This is a genomic window from Polyangium sp. 15x6, from assembly GCF_029960785.1.
GTDB lineage: Bacteria > Myxococcota_A > Polyangia > Polyangiales > Polyangiaceae > Polyangium.
In genome coordinates this window covers 16,002-33,171 of record NZ_JASBQE010000043.1, presented here as the reverse complement: position 1 = coordinate 33,171, position 17,170 = coordinate 16,002, and the positions used below count along the sequence as shown (strand labels likewise).

Sequence of the window (17,170 nt, the reverse complement as noted above, 5' to 3'; positions counted from 1 at the left end):
GCCGCGTCCGATTGTCCATGGTCGCAGCGGGAGGTTTGCAATCGCGATCGCGTGACGCTCTTCGGTGCGCGGCGTACCATCGGCGAAGGACAGCCGGAGGTCTCACCATGCGCCTTTCTTCCTTTCGATCCGCACCGTTCATCGCGGCAAACGCCGTCCTCGCGCTCGCCCTGCTCGCATGCAAGGGCGAGATCAAGGACACGAACCAGGGAAGTGGTGGGGAAGCCGCCAGCGGCGGCGGAGGCGACGGCGAAGGCGGCAGCGGCGGCGTGGGCGGCGCCGGAGGCGAAGGCGGCGCCGGAGGCGGTGGCGGAAGCGGCGGCGCGGGCGGCGGCGGCAGCGACGTCGAATACTCCGCGTCGAACCTGTTCACGCACGTCCCGCGGTTCATCGTCTTCAAGGCCGATCCCGCGCGGAACGTCTGCTTCCGCCTCTTCGTCGAGATGGGCACGACCTCGACGATCGCAATCGAGGCCACGGCCCCGTGGGTCGTCTCGTATGCGGACGTGACGAACCAGGCGAGCGATTGCGCCACGCCGGGAGGTTTTCCCCCGCAACCGATGAGCGCCGCGCCGGCCGTCTCCGGCGGCGGAACGTTGGTGGTCGAAGGAACGTTCCCCTGCTCGATCTCGCTGCACGGCGCGCTCACGTTCGACGCCCAGGGTCCGTGGGTCCCGACGAGCGAGCCCTTCGACGTCGATGCGCTGCCGGTCGAAGGCGGCTGCGGCTGAGCTTCAGCCGCCCGTGATCCCCTCCTCCGCGGCGAGCTCGAGCACGCGTCGGTTTTCCGTCACGCGTGACAGGAACCGCTGACGCGCCTCCTCGGTATCGAGGCGCGAAGCCATCCACGAGACGCGCTCACGCGCGGCGGCGAGCTCCGCGCGCATCTGCTCGGAATCGCCTCCCGCGCGGAGCGCGAGCACACGCGCGAGCCGCACGCCGATTTCGTCGGTGCCCATACGACCGATCGACGCGAGGATCACCATCGCCGCCTCGGAATGCTCGAGCGCCGCGGGCACGTCGCCTTGCGCGAGCCGGATGCTGGCGAGGACGGAGAGCGCCATCGTGTCGTACCGGCGCATGCCCGCGAGCAGGCGGCGCGCCTCGAGCGCCTTCGCCGCCGCCGCGTCGAGCTCTCCCTGCGCGAGCAAGCAGCGGGCGAGCTTGATCCGCGTGAGGCCCCCGAGGCGCATGTCCCCCTGCGCGTCGAGATCCCGCTCGGCCTCATGAAGCGTCGCGAGCGCCTCGTCGTACCGGCCGAGGACGTAAAGCGCGCTGCCGAGGCTCCCCCGCGCGGCCGAGAGGATCCGCGACAAACCGAGCCGATTCGCCGCGGCAAGGAGCTCGTGGCAGAGCTCGCGCGCGCGCTCGGCGTCGCCGAGGTCGATGAAAAAGAAGCAGGCGTCGAGGCGCTGCGAGCAGGCGCTCCGCAAGTCACCCGCGCGCTCGAAGATCGCCGCGGCTTCGAGGAAATGCGCGGCCGTCGCGTCGTACCGCCACGCGCGGCTCGCGCGGCTCGCCGCGAGCACCTGGAGCAAGGCCTGCGTGCCGAGCTCGCGGTCCGATGGATCTTCGAGGAAGGGCAGGATCAGGCGCAAGAGCTCCTGCGAGACCTCGTACTGTCCTGCGATGAAGGCCTGGAGGCCCGCGCGGATGGCCGCCTGGATGTACGCGTCGCTCTGCTCGCCGCGCGCGCCGAGCTCCGAGAGGTTTCCGCAAAGCGAGGCGAGCTTGTCCTGCGCGAGGCGCCTGCCCGCCGCGATCGCGAACGCCGAGGCCGCCTCGAACCAGCGCGGCGTCGCCGGTTCGAGCACGCGCATCGCCTCCTCGGCGAGCCGCTCGGCCTCCTCGAACGCGCCCTGCCAGTGCGCAGCCTCGGCCTTGAACGCGAGGCACTCGCCGAGGAAACGCCCCGCGGCGCCCCGCGCGATCGCCCGATCCACGTGCCGGTTCACGGCCACGAAATCGCCGGCTTCGAGCGCTTCCCGCGCCGCGCGATGGTGGTGGACGACGGCGCGCTCGAGGTCGCTGCCTTGATCGAAATGTTCCGCCAGCACGGCCGCGCGGGTCTCGCCCGCGGCTTCGAGCCAGGCGCCCGCGAGCGCATGCCCGACTTCGCGATCCGCGGGCGTGAGCATCGCATACGCCGCCTCCCGAAAGAGCGCGTGGCGGAAGCCGTACTCGCGTTCGTCCGGGAAACGCGCCTCGCGCCGCGCCTCTACGACCTCGCGATCGCAGAGGAGCGAGATCCACTGCTCGACCTCGGCCGGGCCGAGCGCGTCGCCGACGAGCGCCGTGACCCCGCCGCGCCAGAACGTCTCGCCGAAGATCGAGGCCGCGCGCAGGATCCGCCGCGCCTCGAACGGCAGCCGCTCGATGCGCGATTGCACCATCGCGAGCACGGTCTCCGGCAGCGTCGACGAGCCCGAGGACTCGACCGCCGCGCGCGCCAGCTCCTCGAGGAACAGCGGATGCCCCGCGGCGCGATCCACGATGGCCTGCACGTCTTCTTCCCGCGCGTCGTCGCCGAGGCTCCGCCGCACGAGTGTCGCCGCCGCCCGCCGCGACAGGCCCGAGAGGCGCAGGTGGTGCACCTCGCGCTCGGCGAAGATCCCCGGAAAGAGCTCCAGCGTCTCCGGCCGCCCGAGCGCGAGCACGAAGAGCGGCGACGCATGAAGGTTGCGGAGCAAACGATCGAGGAGTTTTACGGTGGGACCGTCGCCCCAGTGCAGGTCTTCGAGCACGAGGACGAGCGGGCGCGAGGTCGTGACGCCCTCCACGAGATCCTCGAACGCGAGCCGGAGCTGATCGCCCATCAGCATCGGATCCCGGCGCGCCGCGCGGAGGAGCTCGCCCTCGTCCGCCCCGGGCCGAGGCGCCTCCACGAGCTCGCCGAGGAACGTGGTGATGCGCTCTCCGTTCACCGGCGCGACGCGTGAATCGAGGAACACACGCAGCGCGTCGTGACGAACCTCGGCCGGCGCTCCATCGCGGATCTTCGCCGCGTCGCGGAGCGCCGACGCGATGAGTCCGAACGACGCGCCCGCGCTCAGCGGCTCGCCTCGCCCGACCCAGATCTCGACCGAGGGCTCGATGCGCCGGAACGACGCGAGGACCTCACGCCCGAGCCGTGATTTGCCCGCCCCCGCCTCCCCCACCACGACCGCGGCCACGGCGCGCGACTCGCCCACGACGTCCTCGAAGAGCCGCTCGATGTACCCGACCTCCCGCTCGCGCCCCACGAACGGCGCGGCCCGGCCCGCGAGCTGCCGCGAAGGTTCGCCCGACGGATCTTCGCCGACGAGCACGTGGAGATCCCCAAGGCGCTCCAGCGCGAAACGCGCGTCGAGCAGCCCGCGTGTCGTCTCGTCGATGACGATGCCGGCCGTGTCCGGAGGCGCGACGCGGATCAGCGCGCCGGCGCGCGCGGCCGCATCGGAGAACAAGGATCCCGCGCCCGCGCTCCCGCGCCCCGTCGTGAGCGCGAGCAGCCGCCCCGCCTCGAGCGCCCGCATCTCGAGCGCGCATCGCGCCGCGGCCGTGGCTTGATCCGTCGCGGCTCCGCGCCCCGCGAGCGCCACGAGGACCGTGCCGTCCCCGAGCGCCTCGATCCGCCCGCCGAGCGGCGCCGCCACGCGCGTGACCGCTTGCACGAGCGCGGGATCACGCCGCTCGAGCACGGTGTCGTCGAGCGGCGAGGTGCTCGGCAAGGGCGGCGCCGCGAGCAGCACGACCGACACGAGCCGGAGCTCCTCGCCGGTGAGCGAAGGCGGCCGCTCGGTCAGGACCGGCCGCGGTCCGAACCGGCCCGGATCGATCGCGCAGAGCGCCGTCGCGACCTCGCTCGCCGGACAGAGCCTCCGCTCGGGATCCTTCTCCAGGAGGGCCGCCACGAGCGCGTCGAGCTCGGGGGGCATGGACGGCACGAGCGAGCGGAGGCGCGGCGCGGGCTCGAAGAGGATCTGCGAGATCACGCCGAGGATGTGGTCTGTCGCGACGAACGGCTTCTGCCCCGTGAGGCATTCGAAGAGCAAGGCGCCGAGCGCGTAGAGATCGGCCCGCCCATCGACGTCACGCGCGCCGCGGATCTGCTCGGGTGCCATGTACGCAGGCGTGCCGACGAGCGCCCCCGTGAGCGTGGCCGTCTGCGTGCCCGTCACCCGCGCGAGGCCAAAATCGATGACCTTCACCCGCGCCGGATCTCGATCGACGAGAAAGACGTTGTGGGGTTTCACGTCGCGGTGAACGACGCCGATCGCGTGCGCCGCCCCGAGCGCCTCCGCGACCGTGCGCGCGATCGTGAGCGCGTCCTCGGGCGCGAGCGGGCCGCGCGTGATGCGCCGCGCGAGATCCTCGCCTTCGAGCCACTCCATCGCGAGCCACGGCCGCTCTCCGGGGAGCACGCCGTGCCCGAGGCAAGCGACGATCGCGGGGTGCGAGAGGCGCTCGAGCGCGGCGACCTCCCGCTGGAATCGTTCCTCCGTCTGCGCGCCCGCCGAGCGGAGGACCTTGAGCGCCACGGGCGTCCCCGAGCCGATGTCCGTGGCTCGGTACACCTCGCCCATGCCGCCTTCGCCCGCGAGATGCTCGATCACGAATCGCTGCGCGACGACCGTGCCGGCTTGCATCGTCCATTCTTACCCGCCTTCGCGCGCTCGGGCCATCACGAGCACGCCCCCGACCTTCCCCACGCGCCGCGCCTCGTGCTTTGCAACGAGGCCCGCGTGAGTACACTCCCGGCCCCGAGGCGGTGAGCGATCGTGACGAACCCGGAAGACCCCAAGGAAGCCCGCGTGGTGGGCCTGAACCCCGTGGACTTCGTGCTGGCGCTGGTCGTCGCCTCGCTCGCGACGGCCCTCGTGCTCCTCGACCGGCTCGTGCTCCCGGCCTTCGCGAAGATGTACGGCGAGTTCGGCAGCAGCGCGGCCTTGCCGTTCGTGACGCGCGCCGTGCTCGGACACGTGACCCCGCTCGGCGGAGCCGCCGGCGCGATCGCGCTCAGCGTGGCGGGAATTTTCGCGCGGAAGAGCGGCAAGGGCGGGATGGCGGTGGGCCTCTTCCTCGGCGGCATTGCGCTCGCCATCGGCGCGGTCGGCCTCTCGATGTACGGGCTCTACGCGCCGATGTTCGATCTCGCCGAGAAGGTAAAACCCTAGATCACCGGCGACGCTTGCGACGCGGACGCTCTTCCTCTTCTTCGTCGTCGTTGTCCTCGGGCTGCTCGCCGATCTCCTTGTTGTACCGGCGCGCGGCGTTGGCCGCCTTCTGCGGATCGTCGATCGGGTGCTCGCGCTTCGTCCGCGCGTAACCAGCCCAGGCGATGCCCCCGCCCACGAGGCCCACGAGGATGCCGCCCGTCGCCGCCGCCGTCGTCCACAGCGGGCGCGACTCCGTGCCGTACTCGTCCTTCGTCGTGACCGTGGACCCGAGGATGATCCCCGCGAGCATCGCCGCGCCGCCCACGATCGCGAGCCCGAGCCCGACCCGGTTCATGGTCACGCCGGTGGCGCGATAGTCGGCGATCCGGTTCGCCGCCTCGGTGTCGCCCGCGATGTTGAAGAAGTCCTGATCGTCGATGGGTGTTTCGCCCTGAAAAACCTGCCAGCGCGTGACGTCGTACGAGCCGACCTGATTCTCGTAGAGCGAGGACGTGCCCACGAGCCGTCCCGACGAATCGCGATGCTGCACCTCGCCGACCTTCGCCTGCGTGACGTACGTGTGCGTCTCGGTCCGGACCTCGACGTTGAGCGGCTCGCCCGTGGACTCGGTGCCCGTCTTGGGCAGATGAGCGCAGCCCCAAGATCCCATCGCAAGGACCATCACGACGGGAACCGCGCTCCACCCATTTTTGCGACGACGCTCGATCTGACTCATGGACCCTCCGGCTTTCCGGGAGAAGACAGCACCGACGAAAGGCTGTCAATGGGTCCGCGAGGAGCTGTATCAGCGCCCTGCGAGCATCGCGCGGAGCGTCTCGTCGAGGTATCGCACCGCGAGCCCCACCGTCTGCCGCTGGCTGTCGGGGCGCGGGCCGAGCACGGGCGCGACTTCCATGACGTCCCCCGCCACGATCCCCACGTCGCGGCCGAGCCGACGGATGAGCTCCACCACGAAATCCGGCTCGAGCCCGCCGGGCTCCGGCGTGCCCGTCGCGTCGGCGAATCGCTCGTCGGTCCCGTCGATGTCATTCGAGAAATAAACGCCCGTCACGCCCCGCGCTTTCAGGTGCGCGACGAGCGCGTCGAGCGTCGCCTCGGGTTTGGCGAGGCACTCCTCCGCCCAGAATTGCCGCACGCCGAGGCTCTGCTCCCAGTGGCCCCGCTCGTGCCGCGAGGCCCGCGTGCCGACCTGCACGAGCCGTCCATCACGCCCGAAGAGCTCGTTCGCGTGGTAGGACCAGGTCGCGAAGCACATGCGAATCCCGAGGCGCTCGGGCAAAAGATCGGTGTGCGCGTCGGGCTGCACGATGCCCCAGCGCTCCTTCGACGGCGGGCGAACACGCGCGAGCGCGGCGGCCACGGGCCAGGCGGTCGAATGATCGCCGCCGATGACGAAGGGTTTTACGGTGGGGTTCAACTGAAACACGAGATCGAGCGCGCGCTCGGCGATCGAGAGCGGCGAGACGGGCAGGCGCTCGGCCACATCGGCGGGGACGTTCGGGTAGAGCGCCTTCCGGGAAGCGGCCTTTTGCGCCTCGCTCAGCATGTCGTCCGAGAGGAGCTGCGGGACGACGAAGACGTCGCCGATGTCGACGATGCCGAGCTCGGCCGCGCGCGCCGGAAAATCCGGCTGTTCTTCGAGCAAGCGCGAGCGGATCGCCTGGGGGCCGAGGTTCGCCCCGCGCCGGAAGCCCGCGCCGACGTCCGAGGGCACGCCGAGGATCACGACGCGCGCCGCGCCGATCCGCGCGAGCGCTTCGAGGTGTTTTTCCTGCACGGCCTCGTCGGTCGTGACCTGGTAGAGCGCGCGTTGCAGGGCGAGCTGTTCGGCGCGCCCGGTCGAGACCAGGTGCAGCCCGCCCCCCGCGGGCCGGAGGAGAACGGCGAGCTCTTCGATCGGCGTCATGGCGGGGCTAGCGTAGGCCAGAAGGCCCCGGCGTGCACTTCGCTCAGCGCGCCTCCGCGGCCCCCCGCTCCGTGACGAGCACGACCTTGCCCTTCACGCGCCGCTCGGACATCGCGGAGAGCGCCGCGCTCGCCTGTTCGAGCGGATAGGTCTTTTCGACGTGCGGCCGGATGCGACCGTCCCGAACCCACCCGAAGAGCTCGGCGAGACCCTCGCGATACAGCGAAGGCTCGCGCATCGTGAACGAACCCCAGAACACGCCGACGATCGAGCAGCCCTTCAGCAGCGTGAGGTTCAGCGGGATCTTCGGGATGTCGCCCGCGGCGAATCCGACCACGAGGTAGCGGCCTCGCCAGGCCATCGCGCGCAGCGCCGGCTCGGCGAACGAGCCTCCGACGGGATCGTACACGACGTCCGCGCCGTTCGGCGCGAGCGCCTTCAGCCGCGCCTTCAGGTCTTCCCGGCTGTAGTTCACGACCTCGTCGGCCCCGCGCGCCCGACAAACCTCGAGTTTGTCGTCGCTCGACGCGCAGGCAATGACGCGCGCGCCGAGCAGCTTCCCGATCTCGATCGCGGCGACGCCCACCCCGCCCGCCGCGCCGAGCACGACGAGCGTCTCGCCGGCCCGAAGCGCGGCCCGATCGACCAGCGCGTGATGCGTCGTCCCGTACGCCACGAGCAGCGTCGAGGCCGTGACGGGATCGATCCCGTCCGGCACCTTGATGACCTGCCCCTCGCCCAGCGCGACCTCCTCGGCGAAGCAGCCGTACGGAGCCCAGGCGACCACCCGATCGCCGACCGCGAGCGACGTCACGCCGCTGCCCACCGACGTGACGATCCCAGCGACCTCGCCGCCCGGCGAAAAGGGCAGGCTCGGCTTGAACTGGTACTTGTCCTGGATGACGAGGAGGTCGGGGAAATTGACCGAGGCCGCGTGGACCGCGACGATCACCTGGCCCGCGTCGGGCGTGGGGCTCGGGAGATCCTCGACGACGAGCGATTCGGGGGGCCCGAAGGCCTTGCAAAGGACGGCTTTCATCGTGTGTTCGTGGTCTTTCTAGAACATCGTTCGGCGCGACGGAACGATGTTTCGACGAAGAGCGTCCCATCCGCTGGAGCGCCCGCGGCCCGTCAGGGCGTGAGGTCGAGCACCGCGGCCGCCGCCCCGAAAAACCCTTAATCCTTCCTCGTCGAGTCATGGTCGTCCCTCACCTCGCAAGGGCCGAAGGCTTGCCGCTCGGACACCGAGGCTCCATTTCGAGAATGGGAGTCCTGTGTGGGAGGGAGCAGTCATGAGCAACGGCGCAGAGCGCGATTTTTGTGGAGCCATGCTGCTAGGTGAGCAGTTCCCTGGCGAAAGCCGGGCGGCGATCCGCGAGAGAGCGAAATGGAACCCAGGGGACCGGATCGAGGTGTCTTTCCTGGATGGAGCTCCCTCGGTCCAGGAGCGGGTGAAGACCTTCGCCAAGGAGTGGACCGCGCGCGGCCGCGCGAACCTCCGGTTCGTCTTTCGCCGCAATACAACGAACACGCCGATCCGGATCTCGTTCCGGTGGCGGGGGCACTGGTCGGCGATGGGGCGGGAGTGTTATTTTCCCCCGTTCAACGACAAGACGCGGCCGACGATGAATTTCGAGGGGTTCGACGAGAACACCCCGGACGAGAAGCTGCGCCGCGTCGTCCTGCACGAGTTCGGCCACGCCCTCGGGCTCATCCATGAGCACATGAGCCCTGCCGCGGGCATCCGCTGGAACGAGGACCAAGTCTACGCCGATCTCTCCGGCCCGCCCAACAACTGGAGCCGCGAGGTGATCTACAAAAACGTCATCGCGGTGGACAGGGAGACGAATTTCACGAAGTTCGATCCCTCCTCGATCATGATCTACCCGGTCAAGAAGGAGTGGACCCTCGACGAATTCGAGGTCGGCTGGAACGACGAGCTCTCGGCGACGGACAAGGCGTTCATCCGGCAGCACTATCCGTGACGCGCGGGGAGGGGTTTGCCATGGCCAAGAACGATTGGGCGATCGTGGTGGGCATCTGGCGTTACCACCCCAGTCTCGGAAAGCTGGAAGGCCCGAAGAACGACGCGCAGGATTTCTTCGCCTGGCTGAAGGATCCCGGGGGCGGCGACGTTCCCGAGGTCCAAATCAAAAAGATCCTCTCGCCAGCCGGGGACATGCCGAGGTCACCCGCCGACGCCGAACCGAACGAGGTGACCGTCAACAAGGAGATCGTCAAGGTGCTCGAGGAGCTCCCGAAGGAAAATGGCGTCAAGAAGGGCGGTCGGCTGTATGTCTACGTGGCCGGTCACGGCACCGAGATGCGGGAGCCCGGCGGCCAGGACACGAAGGTCCTCCTGACCGCGAACGCGTTCGGAACCGAGTACAACCACTCCAGTATCCCGAACATCCTGCGGGCGTGCGTCGTCGCGCCCGGCCACTTCGCGGAGGTCGTCCTCTTCATGGACTGTTGCGCGACGCCCGCGAAGGTCTCCGCCGATCCGCCCAAGTGCGACCCCTTCCTGCCGCCCGGCGGATCCAATGCCTCGTTCGTGTTCATGCACGCGGCCAAATCGACCCGGAAGGCGCGCGCGACCGAAATCGGCGGCAAAATGCGTGGCGTCTTCACGCAGGCGCTGCTCATGGGCCTCCGCGGAGGCGCGAGCGACGAACATGGTGTCATCACCGCCCACGCGCTCTTCGACTACGTGCGCAGCAACATGAGGAAGTTGCTCCGCCCCGAGATGCGCGAGAGCGACGATCCGGAGACCTCTCAGATCCCCGAGCTCAAGGAGGAGTCGCGGCTCCTCGTCGCGAACGCCCCGCGGACGAAGTTCAAGGTGGAGGTCCACGTGGGCAAGGCAGACGTCGGCAAAGAGCTGCGGGTCCTCGGCGGCTCGCTCGACGTCGTCTCCAGGCGGATCGCCGAGGCCGAGGTCGTGGAGGAGCGCCTCCCCGCAGGCCTTTACATGGTCGAAATCGTGGAAGGCGCGGGGCGGCGGTCGGAAGTGTTCGAATTGCCCGGCTTTTCCGAGACGGGTGACGCGAAGGTCGCCCTCAACGAAGCGTACCGTACGGTCCAGGTCGGGGACCACCTGGGGGTCACGAAGAAAGATCCGCCGAAGCTCGAACTCATCGATGCCTCCTACAAACCCTACATCACCCTTTCCCGAGAGCGCGACCACACCCTGACCCGGCCGGGGCTCTTCAAGATTCAGGCGTTCATCGGCAACCAGATCCGCGAGAGTTACCTCGTCGTCCGGCCCAGGGTCGTCGCGCCCAGGGTCATGGGAATTTTTTCCACGATTGAACGCCCGAGTGCCAGGAGGCAGCCCCCGGAGGGACCGTACGTCGTATCGGCAATGGCGTCCGCGAGCCGGGCTCCGGGGTTCGAATACACCTTCGGCACGGTGGAGCTCACCATCCCCTCCCCCGCGCCGCTCGCGGCGACCAACGCTCCACCCTCGTACCGCACCCACGCTGCGCGCGAGAGCCGGACCCCGACCGTGAAAATCGGGCGCGGGAGCTCGCTTTTCGTGTGTGTGCGAGATACGCTCACGGCCAAGCCCAACCCGGCCAAGCCCGTCCCCCACCCCGCCGCCGGCCTCCATCTGCGCGATATCGAGGGCCGTTCGCTCGTCGATTTCGAGCGCGCATCCAAGCGGGGGCCCGAAGGCAAGGCGGCATGGACGACGTGCACCGTCGAGCTCGACCCCGGCGTTTATCGCCTCTCCGTCGAGACGCCGGTGGGCACGTTGAGCCAGGCCGTGATCGCGACGCGTGGCCTCCAGACCCAGATCTTCCAGTTCCTCCGCGATTACGGCGACGCGCCGGACAGCCGACGCGCCGACCTGCAAGGCGCCGCGATCTTCCTCGGCCAGGCAGACTTCCGGCCCGGACGATCAGACCTTCGAAAAACCGAGCTCGTGCGGGTCGCACTGCGGGAGCGAGGAGGCACGGTCGACGCCGCAGCCCTCCAAGACTTGCTGACGCAGAGCCGCGCCGAGCCGATGCTCCAGATCATGGGCGCGCACCTCCTGCTCTCCCTCGGAGACCCGACGGAGGACGATCGCGCTCTGCTCGCCCGCGTCCTCCGCCGATTGCGCAGAAAGCTCGGCGCGCACCCCGACGTGAAAGCCCTCGCGCTGCGCGTCGAGGGAGCCACGGGGCGTCCGCGACTCTCGGTGCCGCCGATGCTCCTCGAAAGCTGGCTCGCCATCCGCGAGGCGAGCCTGAAGCAACCGGCCTTGATCCCGGCCGAATCGCTGCTGGCGCAAGTCGAGGGTCATGTCTGGGGGTTCGGGCCCGTCCTCGTCTGGCAGGAGGTGCCGCGCGCCCGCAGGCGGCACACGCGCAAGCGCGCCGCCGAACCTTCGTGAAAGGGGACAGAGGTTCAGGGCGCGAATTTGCGGATCCAGGCATTGTAGCCCTGATCCGTCGTGAGCTCGGTGCCCACGACGAACACCTCGGAAGCGTCGTTCGTGGTGATCCCCTCGCCGTAATCGGCGCCGTCCCCCGTGCCGTTGTGCACGTTGGTCCAGAGCACATTGCCGGCGGAATCGTACTTCCGGGTCCAGATGTCCGTCGAGAGCGAGGGGGTCACTTCGTAGCCCGTCACGACCACGTTGCCGCTCGGGTCGCTGGCCACGGCGTAAATCTGGTCCGGGCCCGCGGGGATCTGGCTCGAATGGGTCCGGGTCCAGAGCTCCTGCCCGTTCGGATCGTACTTGCGCAGCCAGGCGTCGAGGCTGAAGTTCGTGGTCTCGGCGCCGCCGACGAAGAGGTTTCCATCCGGAGCGACCGCGACCGAGAGCGCGTAATCGTCGTTGTGAAGCGCGCCGTCGTGGGTGCGTGTCCACACCTCGGTCAGATCGCCTCCGCTCTCTTGCAGCTTGGTCAACACAACGTCCGTGAAGCCTGCCTCGTTCGTGAAGTAGCCGGCGAGGTAAATGAAAACGCCGTGGATCGCGATTCCCTGCGCCGAGTCGGTCCCGTTGCCTGGCCCGTCCGTGTGCCGCTCCAACACGATCTGGCCAGTTTGGCTGGACAACTTCAGCAAGGAGAACTCGCTCCCCCCGGCGTTCGTCATCATGCCCCCGGCGACGTAGAGGTGCCCCCCGCCCGGCATCGCGACGCCCCACCCGTAATCGTAGCCATGGGCCTCGCCGTCGAAGCTTCGCGCCCACATCGGCTCGCCGTTCGTGTCGAACTTGCGAGCGATGAGGTTCGTCGTCGCGTCGGCCAGGGTCTCGTACCCGACGGCGTACACGTTGCCCGCCGGATCGACCGCGACGCCGTAAATGCCATCGTCGAGGCCCGCCGCCCCGTCGATTTGCCGATACCACATCGGGTTGCCCTGCGGATTGAGCTTGGCGACGAACCCGTCGTAGTGCCCCGGGTTGCCTGCCACCCCCACGATCCCGCCGACGACGAGGTTTCCCTTGTTGTCCAGCCGGATGCTCGTCAACTCCTCGCCCGTCGACCCCGGGACGCCCTGGCTTTCCGTGTAGAGCACCGTGCCCGAGAGGATGCAGTCGTGGTTGCAGCCGTCGCCGTCGACCCCGTTGGCGTCGTCGCACGCCTCGACGGCCGCGTAGACGAACCCGTCGCCGCAGACCGCCTTTTCACACGTGGTCTTGCACGCGCCGGTGTCGCTGTTCAGCCCACCGTCGTCGCACTGCTCGCCCGCGTCGAGGATGCCGTCGCCGCAGAAGCCCACGGAGCCCCCGACGCCGCCCACACCCCCGACGCCACCCACACCCCCGACGCCGCCCACACCCCCGACGCCGCCCACGCCTCCGACGCCGCCCACGCCTCCGACGCCACCGAAGCCCCCCGTGCCGCCGTTTCCGGCAAACCCTCCATCGCCGTCCGAGCCGCCGTCGCTGGTGCCGGGGACCGAGCGGCCGCAACCGCTGGCAGCAGCAAAACCGGCGAAAAGAAGGGCAAGAATCGGCGTGGTGGTAAGTCGCAGTGCCATGGTATGCCCGACATTTGCCACGGGGGCCGTGCTGCCACAAGGCCGAGCCGTGGGCCCGGGACGCGTTTTCCCGCGTCCCGGGCCGTGTCGCCCCCCATCCTGCTTCAGAACGGCATCTCTTCGAGCATCTCCGTTTTCCGCGGCGGCGCGCCGTTCCGCTTGCGCGGGGGACGGGCCGGCGGCGCGGGCTCCGGCACGGCCTCCGGCCCCTCCTGCGGGAGCGGCGTCTCCAGCGGCGCGATGTCGTCGTCCACATCGCGCCGCATCGCCCCCGCGTGCTCGCGCTGCGCCGCCAGCGAGGGGCCGCCCGCGAAGCAGATGTCACGCGCGTGCACCTCGGTCTTGTACCGCTTCTGCCCGTCCTTCTCGTAACTCGACGTGCGCAGCGTACCCTCCACGAGCACGCACGATCCCTTGGCGAGCACCCGCGAGAGCCCCTCGCCTCGCGGGCCGAACACGACCACGCTGTGCCACTCGGTCCGCTCCGTGAGCTCGCGGTTCCGATCGAGGAACGATTCGTTCGTCGCCATGCGGAATTGCAACACCGCGGTCCCGTTCGCCGCATACCGGAGCTCCGGATCCGCGCCGAGGTTGCCGAGTAGTACCACCCTGTTCAAGCCGTCGCTCATGTCGTCCTCCGCTTTCGTCTCTGCCGATTGGAATGGTTTTTCCTGAAATGTGGTATCAGGCCGCCTTCTCCGCCGGCCGCGCGCCCACGCGCGCCTCCGAGCCCGCGATCACCGCGGTGCGCAGGGCCGAGAAGAGCCGCTCGTTCGCGAGCAGCGTCTCCCGCGCGCGCTCGCGCCCCTGCCCGAGGTGCTCGCCGCCGAAGGAGAGGTGCGCCCCGCTCTTCTCGACGATGCCGATCTGGCAGCCGTAATCGATGAGGTCCGAGGCCGCGTCGACGCCCGTCCCCCAGCGGATGTCGAACTCGGCCTCGCGGAAGGGCGGCGCGAGCTTGTTCTTGACCACCTTCACCCGCGTCCGCGAGCCCACCGCCTCGTCGCCGACCTTCACCGGCCCGATGCGGCGCACGTCGAGCCGGACGCTCGCGTAAAACTTCAGCGCATTGCCACCCGTCGTGGTCTCGGGGTTGCCGAACGTGACTCCGATCTTGTGCCGGAGCTGGTTGATGAACACGAGCGTCGTGCCCGTCCGGTGCGCGATCGCCGTGAGCTTGCGCAGCGCCTGGCTCATGAGCCGCGCCTGCAGCCCCATGTGCGCGTCGCCCATGTCGCCCTCGATCTCCGCCTTGGGCACGAGCGCCGCCACGGAGTCGACCACCACGATGTCGACCGCGCCGCTCCGCGTGAGCGTCTCTGCGATCTCGAGCGCCTGCTCCCCGCAATCCGGCTGCGAGACGAGCAGCCGCTCCGTGTCGACCCCGACGGCGCGCGCATACGTCACGTCGAACGCGTGCTCGGCATCGATGAAGGCCGCCACGCCGCCTGCGGCCTGCGCCTCGCGCATCGCGTGCAGGGTGAGCGTCGTCTTGCCGCCGCTCTCCGGGCCGTAAATCTCCACGATCCGGCCGCGCGGGTAGCCGCCGATGCCGAGCGCCGCGTCGAGGGCCATCGACCCCGTGCCGATGACCCTCACGTCCGTCTCCGCCTCGTCCCCGAGCGACATGATCGCCCCTTTGCCGAATTGCTTCTCGATCGAGCCAACGACCGTCTTCACCGTCCGCATCTTCTCCAAGAGCTCCGTCATCATGGGAAAACCGCCTTTCTTGCCCGTTACTTCGACCGCCGCCGAAACCAGTTGCTAAAAAAATCGTTTTTCTTGGTCGGCTAGCGCCGAGCCGCCGCGCCGTCGCGATCGAGCAGCCGCGCCTGGATCGCCTCGGCCACGTGGCTCGCCCGCACCGCGCCGCCGCCGTCGAGATCCGCGATCGTCCGCGCCACGCGCAGCACCTTGCCGTACGCCCGCGCCGAGAGGCCGAGCCGCTCCACCGCTTGCCCGAGGATCGCCCGGCCCGCCGCGTCCGGCGCCGCCACCCGCTCGACGTCGCGCGGCCCGAGCTCCGCGTTCGTCGGGGCGCTCGTCTCGCCCGCCTCCCGCCGCGCCGATTGGATCGCCCGCGCCGCGATCACGCGCCGCCGCACCTCCGCGCTCGCCTCCCCGCGCTCCTTGCCCGCGAGGTGCGAGACGTCCACGGGCGGCAGCGGCACCTGCAAATCGAGCCGATCCAGAAGTGGCCCGGACAAACGCGTTCGATAACGCCGCACGCCCTCGGGCGTGCAAGCGCAGCGGCGCTTCTCGTCCCCGAACAAACCACACGGGCATGGATTCACCGCGGCGACCACGAGCGGCCTCGCCGGGAACGCCACGCGGCTCTGCGCACGACAAATCGTGACGAGGCCGTCCTCGAGCGGCTGCCGCAGCACCTCGAGCGCGCTCCGCTTGAATTCGAGCAATTCGTCGAGGAAAAGGCAGCCGTGGTGCGCGAGCGAGACCTCGCCGGGACGGATCGGATCGCCCCCGCCCACGAGGCCCGCGGGGCTCACGGTGTGGTGCGGCGCGCGAAACGGCCTCGCCTGCGCGAGGCCTCGATCCGAGGGCAAGAGCCCCGCCACCGAGTGGATGGCCGTCACTTCGAGGGCCTCGTCGTACGAGAGCGGCGGCAAGATCGTCGGCAGCCGCCGCGCCAGCATGGTTTTTCCCGCGCCCGGCGGGCCCATCATCAGGAGGTTGTGCCCGCCCGCCGCCGCGATCTCGAGGGCGCGCCGCGCCACGTGCTGGCCTCGCACCTCCGCGAGATCCACGGCCGCCTCCGCGAGGTCTGACGCGAGCGACGGCCGCGGCCCGGCCGACGGGAGATCCTCTTCCCCCGCGAGCGCCGCCACGACGTCGCCGAGGTGATCGGCCACGAGGACCTCGAGCCCCGGCACGCTCGCCGCCTCCGCCCCGTTGTGCCGCGGAACCACGGCGCGCCCGAGCCCCCGCGCCGCCGCGCCGCGCAGCGCCGGGAGCACCCCACGCACGGGCCGGATCGCGCCCGTCAGCGACAGCTCGCCGAGGAACGCGAGCCCGCGGAGCGACTCGCCCGGCACCTTGCCGAGCGCGCCGAGCACCGCCATCGCGATCGCCAGATCGAAGGCGCCGCCGCTCTTGCGTAGATCGGCGGGCGCGAGGTTCACCGTGATCACGTGCTCGTCGAGGGCCACGCCGATCTGCGAGAGCGCCGAGCGCACGCGCACGCGGCTCTCGCGCACGCTCGCCTCGGCGAGCCCGACGAGCTGGAACGACGCCGGCCCGCGACCGGAGTCCACCTCGACGCGCACGGGAGACGCATCGAGGCCCACGAGAATGAAGGTCAGGGCCGTCGCCTGCATCCCCGCCCCGTCTGCGAGCGCCGTACCGGGCCGAAAAATGCGGAAAAACCTGTTTTTTTCGCGCTGCCGGGGGTGGCGGCATGAAGGTCCGCCTGGCGGCCGCCAGGGGTCCCGCCTTCCCGGCGCGCGTGGTAGGGTCGTCGCCGATGGGGCGTCGCCTCGTTCGATCCATGGTCGCGCTCGGGCTGGGAGCGCTCGCAATCGCGGGATGCGACCGGACCTCCCGCGTCCACGTCGAGGGGCGAATCCTGCTCCCCGCGCGCACCGACGCCGCGCTCGTGGTCCCGCTCGAGGGCGCGAAAGGCGCATTCTCCGTGGACACGTCGGGACGGTTCGTCGGGACGTACGGCGCGCTCCATGTACATCCGGATCACATTCCGCTGCTCGTCCACGTCCCCGGCCGTCGCCCGATCGTGCTCGTGCCCGGCCGTGATTTTCGTATCGAGGAGCAGGACGGCTCGTTCCACGCCGAGATCGATCTCGATCCGGCCCGCGCGCTCCTGCCGCGCCCCCTCGCGCTCGCGTGCACGACCGAGTCTTGCACCGCGGATTTGCCTGCGGAGGCGAAGGCCTGCGTCTCCACGGTCGTCGTGCTCGACGGCACGAAGACCACGCTCGTCACGCCCGGCACCCAGCGCCGGGACGACGGCGGCACGCGCCTCCTCGCGTTTTTCCCACTGCCGCGGCAGCGCTCACGTTCGCTCGTCGTCGTGAGCACGTGCGGCGACGAGGCCTACGTCTCGGAGGTCGCGACCTTCGACGGCCCTTGAGACGGCTCGTCCGGGCGG

13 protein-coding genes are annotated in these 17,170 nt (G+C 70.0%); 5 read left to right on the top strand and 8 right to left on the bottom strand.

All coding sequences use genetic code 11. The features are described 5' to 3' along the window. Positions 1–107 precede the first annotated feature (107 nt). Entirely contained in the window at positions 108–731 is a 624-nt protein-coding gene (locus QHF83_RS28200) for a hypothetical protein (RefSeq protein ID WP_282421058.1), read from the top strand. A gap of 3 nt (positions 732–734) precedes the next feature. On the opposite strand, the gene QHF83_RS28195 is transcribed toward QHF83_RS28200, so the two are convergent. Then, positions 735–4,628, bottom strand: coding sequence for a serine/threonine-protein kinase (locus QHF83_RS28195; protein ID WP_282421057.1), 3,894 nt, complete (start codon positions 4,626–4,628; stop codon positions 735–737). Between the two features lie 132 nt (positions 4,629–4,760). Between QHF83_RS28195 and QHF83_RS28190 the strand changes: the two genes are divergently transcribed. Beyond that, complete coding sequence (locus tag QHF83_RS28190) at positions 4,761–5,156, top strand: hypothetical protein (protein WP_282421056.1); 396 nt, start codon at positions 4,761–4,763, stop codon at positions 5,154–5,156. A gap of 1 nt (position 5,157) precedes the next feature. Here QHF83_RS28190 and QHF83_RS28185 read toward each other — a convergent pair whose 3' ends face one another. From QHF83_RS28185 to QHF83_RS28175, 3 genes are all read right to left on the bottom strand, one after another. Beyond that, positions 5,158–5,808: a hypothetical protein gene (locus QHF83_RS28185; protein WP_282421055.1), complete on the bottom strand. Its 651-nt coding sequence runs from the start codon at positions 5,806–5,808 to the stop codon at positions 5,158–5,160. 135 nt (positions 5,809–5,943) lie between these two features. After that, a complete protein-coding gene (locus QHF83_RS28180; protein ID WP_282421054.1) occupies positions 5,944–7,065 on the bottom strand; it encodes an arginase family protein in 1,122 nt (373 codons plus the stop codon). A 43-nt stretch (positions 7,066–7,108) separates the two neighbouring features. Next, the gene (locus QHF83_RS28175; RefSeq protein WP_282421053.1) at positions 7,109–8,104 is read right to left on the bottom strand and encodes an NADPH:quinone oxidoreductase family protein; all 996 of its coding nucleotides are present in this window, start codon (positions 8,102–8,104) and stop codon (positions 7,109–7,111) included. A gap of 253 nt (positions 8,105–8,357) precedes the next feature. On the opposite strand from QHF83_RS28175, the gene QHF83_RS28170 reads away from it, so the two are divergent. Beyond that, complete coding sequence (locus QHF83_RS28170; protein ID WP_282421052.1) at positions 8,358–9,050, top strand: hypothetical protein; 693 nt, start codon at positions 8,358–8,360, stop codon at positions 9,048–9,050. Between the two features lie 20 nt (positions 9,051–9,070). Further along, positions 9,071–11,446 (top strand): caspase family protein, encoded by a 2,376-nt coding sequence (locus QHF83_RS28165; protein ID WP_282421051.1) that lies wholly within the window; start codon positions 9,071–9,073, stop codon positions 11,444–11,446. 14 nt (positions 11,447–11,460) lie between these two features. Here the strand turns inward: QHF83_RS28165 and QHF83_RS28160 are convergent, their stop codons facing one another. The 4 genes from QHF83_RS28160 to QHF83_RS28145 form a co-directional block, all read right to left on the bottom strand. Further along, a complete protein-coding gene (locus QHF83_RS28160; RefSeq protein ID WP_282421050.1) occupies positions 11,461–13,047 on the bottom strand; it encodes a DUF4215 domain-containing protein in 1,587 nt (528 codons plus the stop codon). A 104-nt stretch (positions 13,048–13,151) separates the two neighbouring features. Next, on the bottom strand, positions 13,152–13,676 hold the full coding sequence (ssb, locus tag QHF83_RS28155; protein ID WP_282421049.1) for a single-stranded DNA-binding protein: 525 nt from the start codon (positions 13,674–13,676) through the stop codon (positions 13,152–13,154). Positions 13,677–13,731: 55 nt separating this feature from the next. Then, on the bottom strand, positions 13,732–14,757 hold the full coding sequence (recA, locus tag QHF83_RS28150; protein ID WP_282421048.1) for a recombinase RecA: 1,026 nt from the start codon (positions 14,755–14,757) through the stop codon (positions 13,732–13,734). Between the two features lie 80 nt (positions 14,758–14,837). After that, complete coding sequence (locus tag QHF83_RS28145; protein WP_282421047.1) at positions 14,838–16,583, bottom strand: YifB family Mg chelatase-like AAA ATPase; 1,746 nt, start codon at positions 16,581–16,583, stop codon at positions 14,838–14,840. Between QHF83_RS28145 and QHF83_RS28140 the strand changes: the two genes are divergently transcribed. After that, positions 16,529–17,152, top strand: a complete 624-nt coding sequence (locus QHF83_RS28140; protein ID WP_282421116.1) for a hypothetical protein — start codon at positions 16,529–16,531, stop codon at positions 17,150–17,152. The genes QHF83_RS28145 and QHF83_RS28140 overlap by 55 nt on opposite strands. Positions 17,153–17,170 lie beyond the last annotated feature (18 nt).

What these genes read in the sequence shown, in the direction of transcription:
- QHF83_RS28200 (WP_282421058.1), top strand. Translation starts at nt 108, where the DNA reads ATGCGCCTTTCTTCCTTTCGATCCGCACCGTTCATCGCGGCAAACGCC.
- QHF83_RS28195 (WP_282421057.1), bottom strand. Translation starts at nt 4,628, where the DNA reads ATGCAAGCCGGCACGGTCGTCGCGCAGCGATTCGTGATCGAGCATCTC.
- QHF83_RS28185 (WP_282421055.1), bottom strand. Translation starts at nt 5,808, where the DNA reads ATGGGATCTTGGGGCTGCGCTCATCTGCCCAAGACGGGCACCGAGTCC.
- QHF83_RS28180 (WP_282421054.1), bottom strand. Translation starts at nt 7,065, where the DNA reads ATGACGCCGATCGAAGAGCTCGCCGTTCTCCTCCGGCCCGCGGGGGGC.
- QHF83_RS28175 (WP_282421053.1), bottom strand. Translation starts at nt 8,104, where the DNA reads ATGAAAGCCGTCCTTTGCAAGGCCTTCGGGCCCCCCGAATCGCTCGTC.
- QHF83_RS28170 (WP_282421052.1), top strand. Translation starts at nt 8,358, where the DNA reads ATGAGCAACGGCGCAGAGCGCGATTTTTGTGGAGCCATGCTGCTAGGT.
- QHF83_RS28165 (WP_282421051.1), top strand. Translation starts at nt 9,071, where the DNA reads ATGGCCAAGAACGATTGGGCGATCGTGGTGGGCATCTGGCGTTACCAC.
- QHF83_RS28160 (WP_282421050.1), bottom strand. Translation starts at nt 13,047, where the DNA reads ATGGCACTGCGACTTACCACCACGCCGATTCTTGCCCTTCTTTTCGCC.
- ssb (WP_282421049.1), bottom strand. Translation starts at nt 13,676, where the DNA reads ATGAGCGACGGCTTGAACAGGGTGGTACTACTCGGCAACCTCGGCGCG.
- recA (WP_282421048.1), bottom strand. Translation starts at nt 14,757, where the DNA reads ATGACGGAGCTCTTGGAGAAGATGCGGACGGTGAAGACGGTCGTTGGC.
- QHF83_RS28140 (WP_282421116.1), top strand. Translation starts at nt 16,529, where the DNA reads ATGGGGCGTCGCCTCGTTCGATCCATGGTCGCGCTCGGGCTGGGAGCG.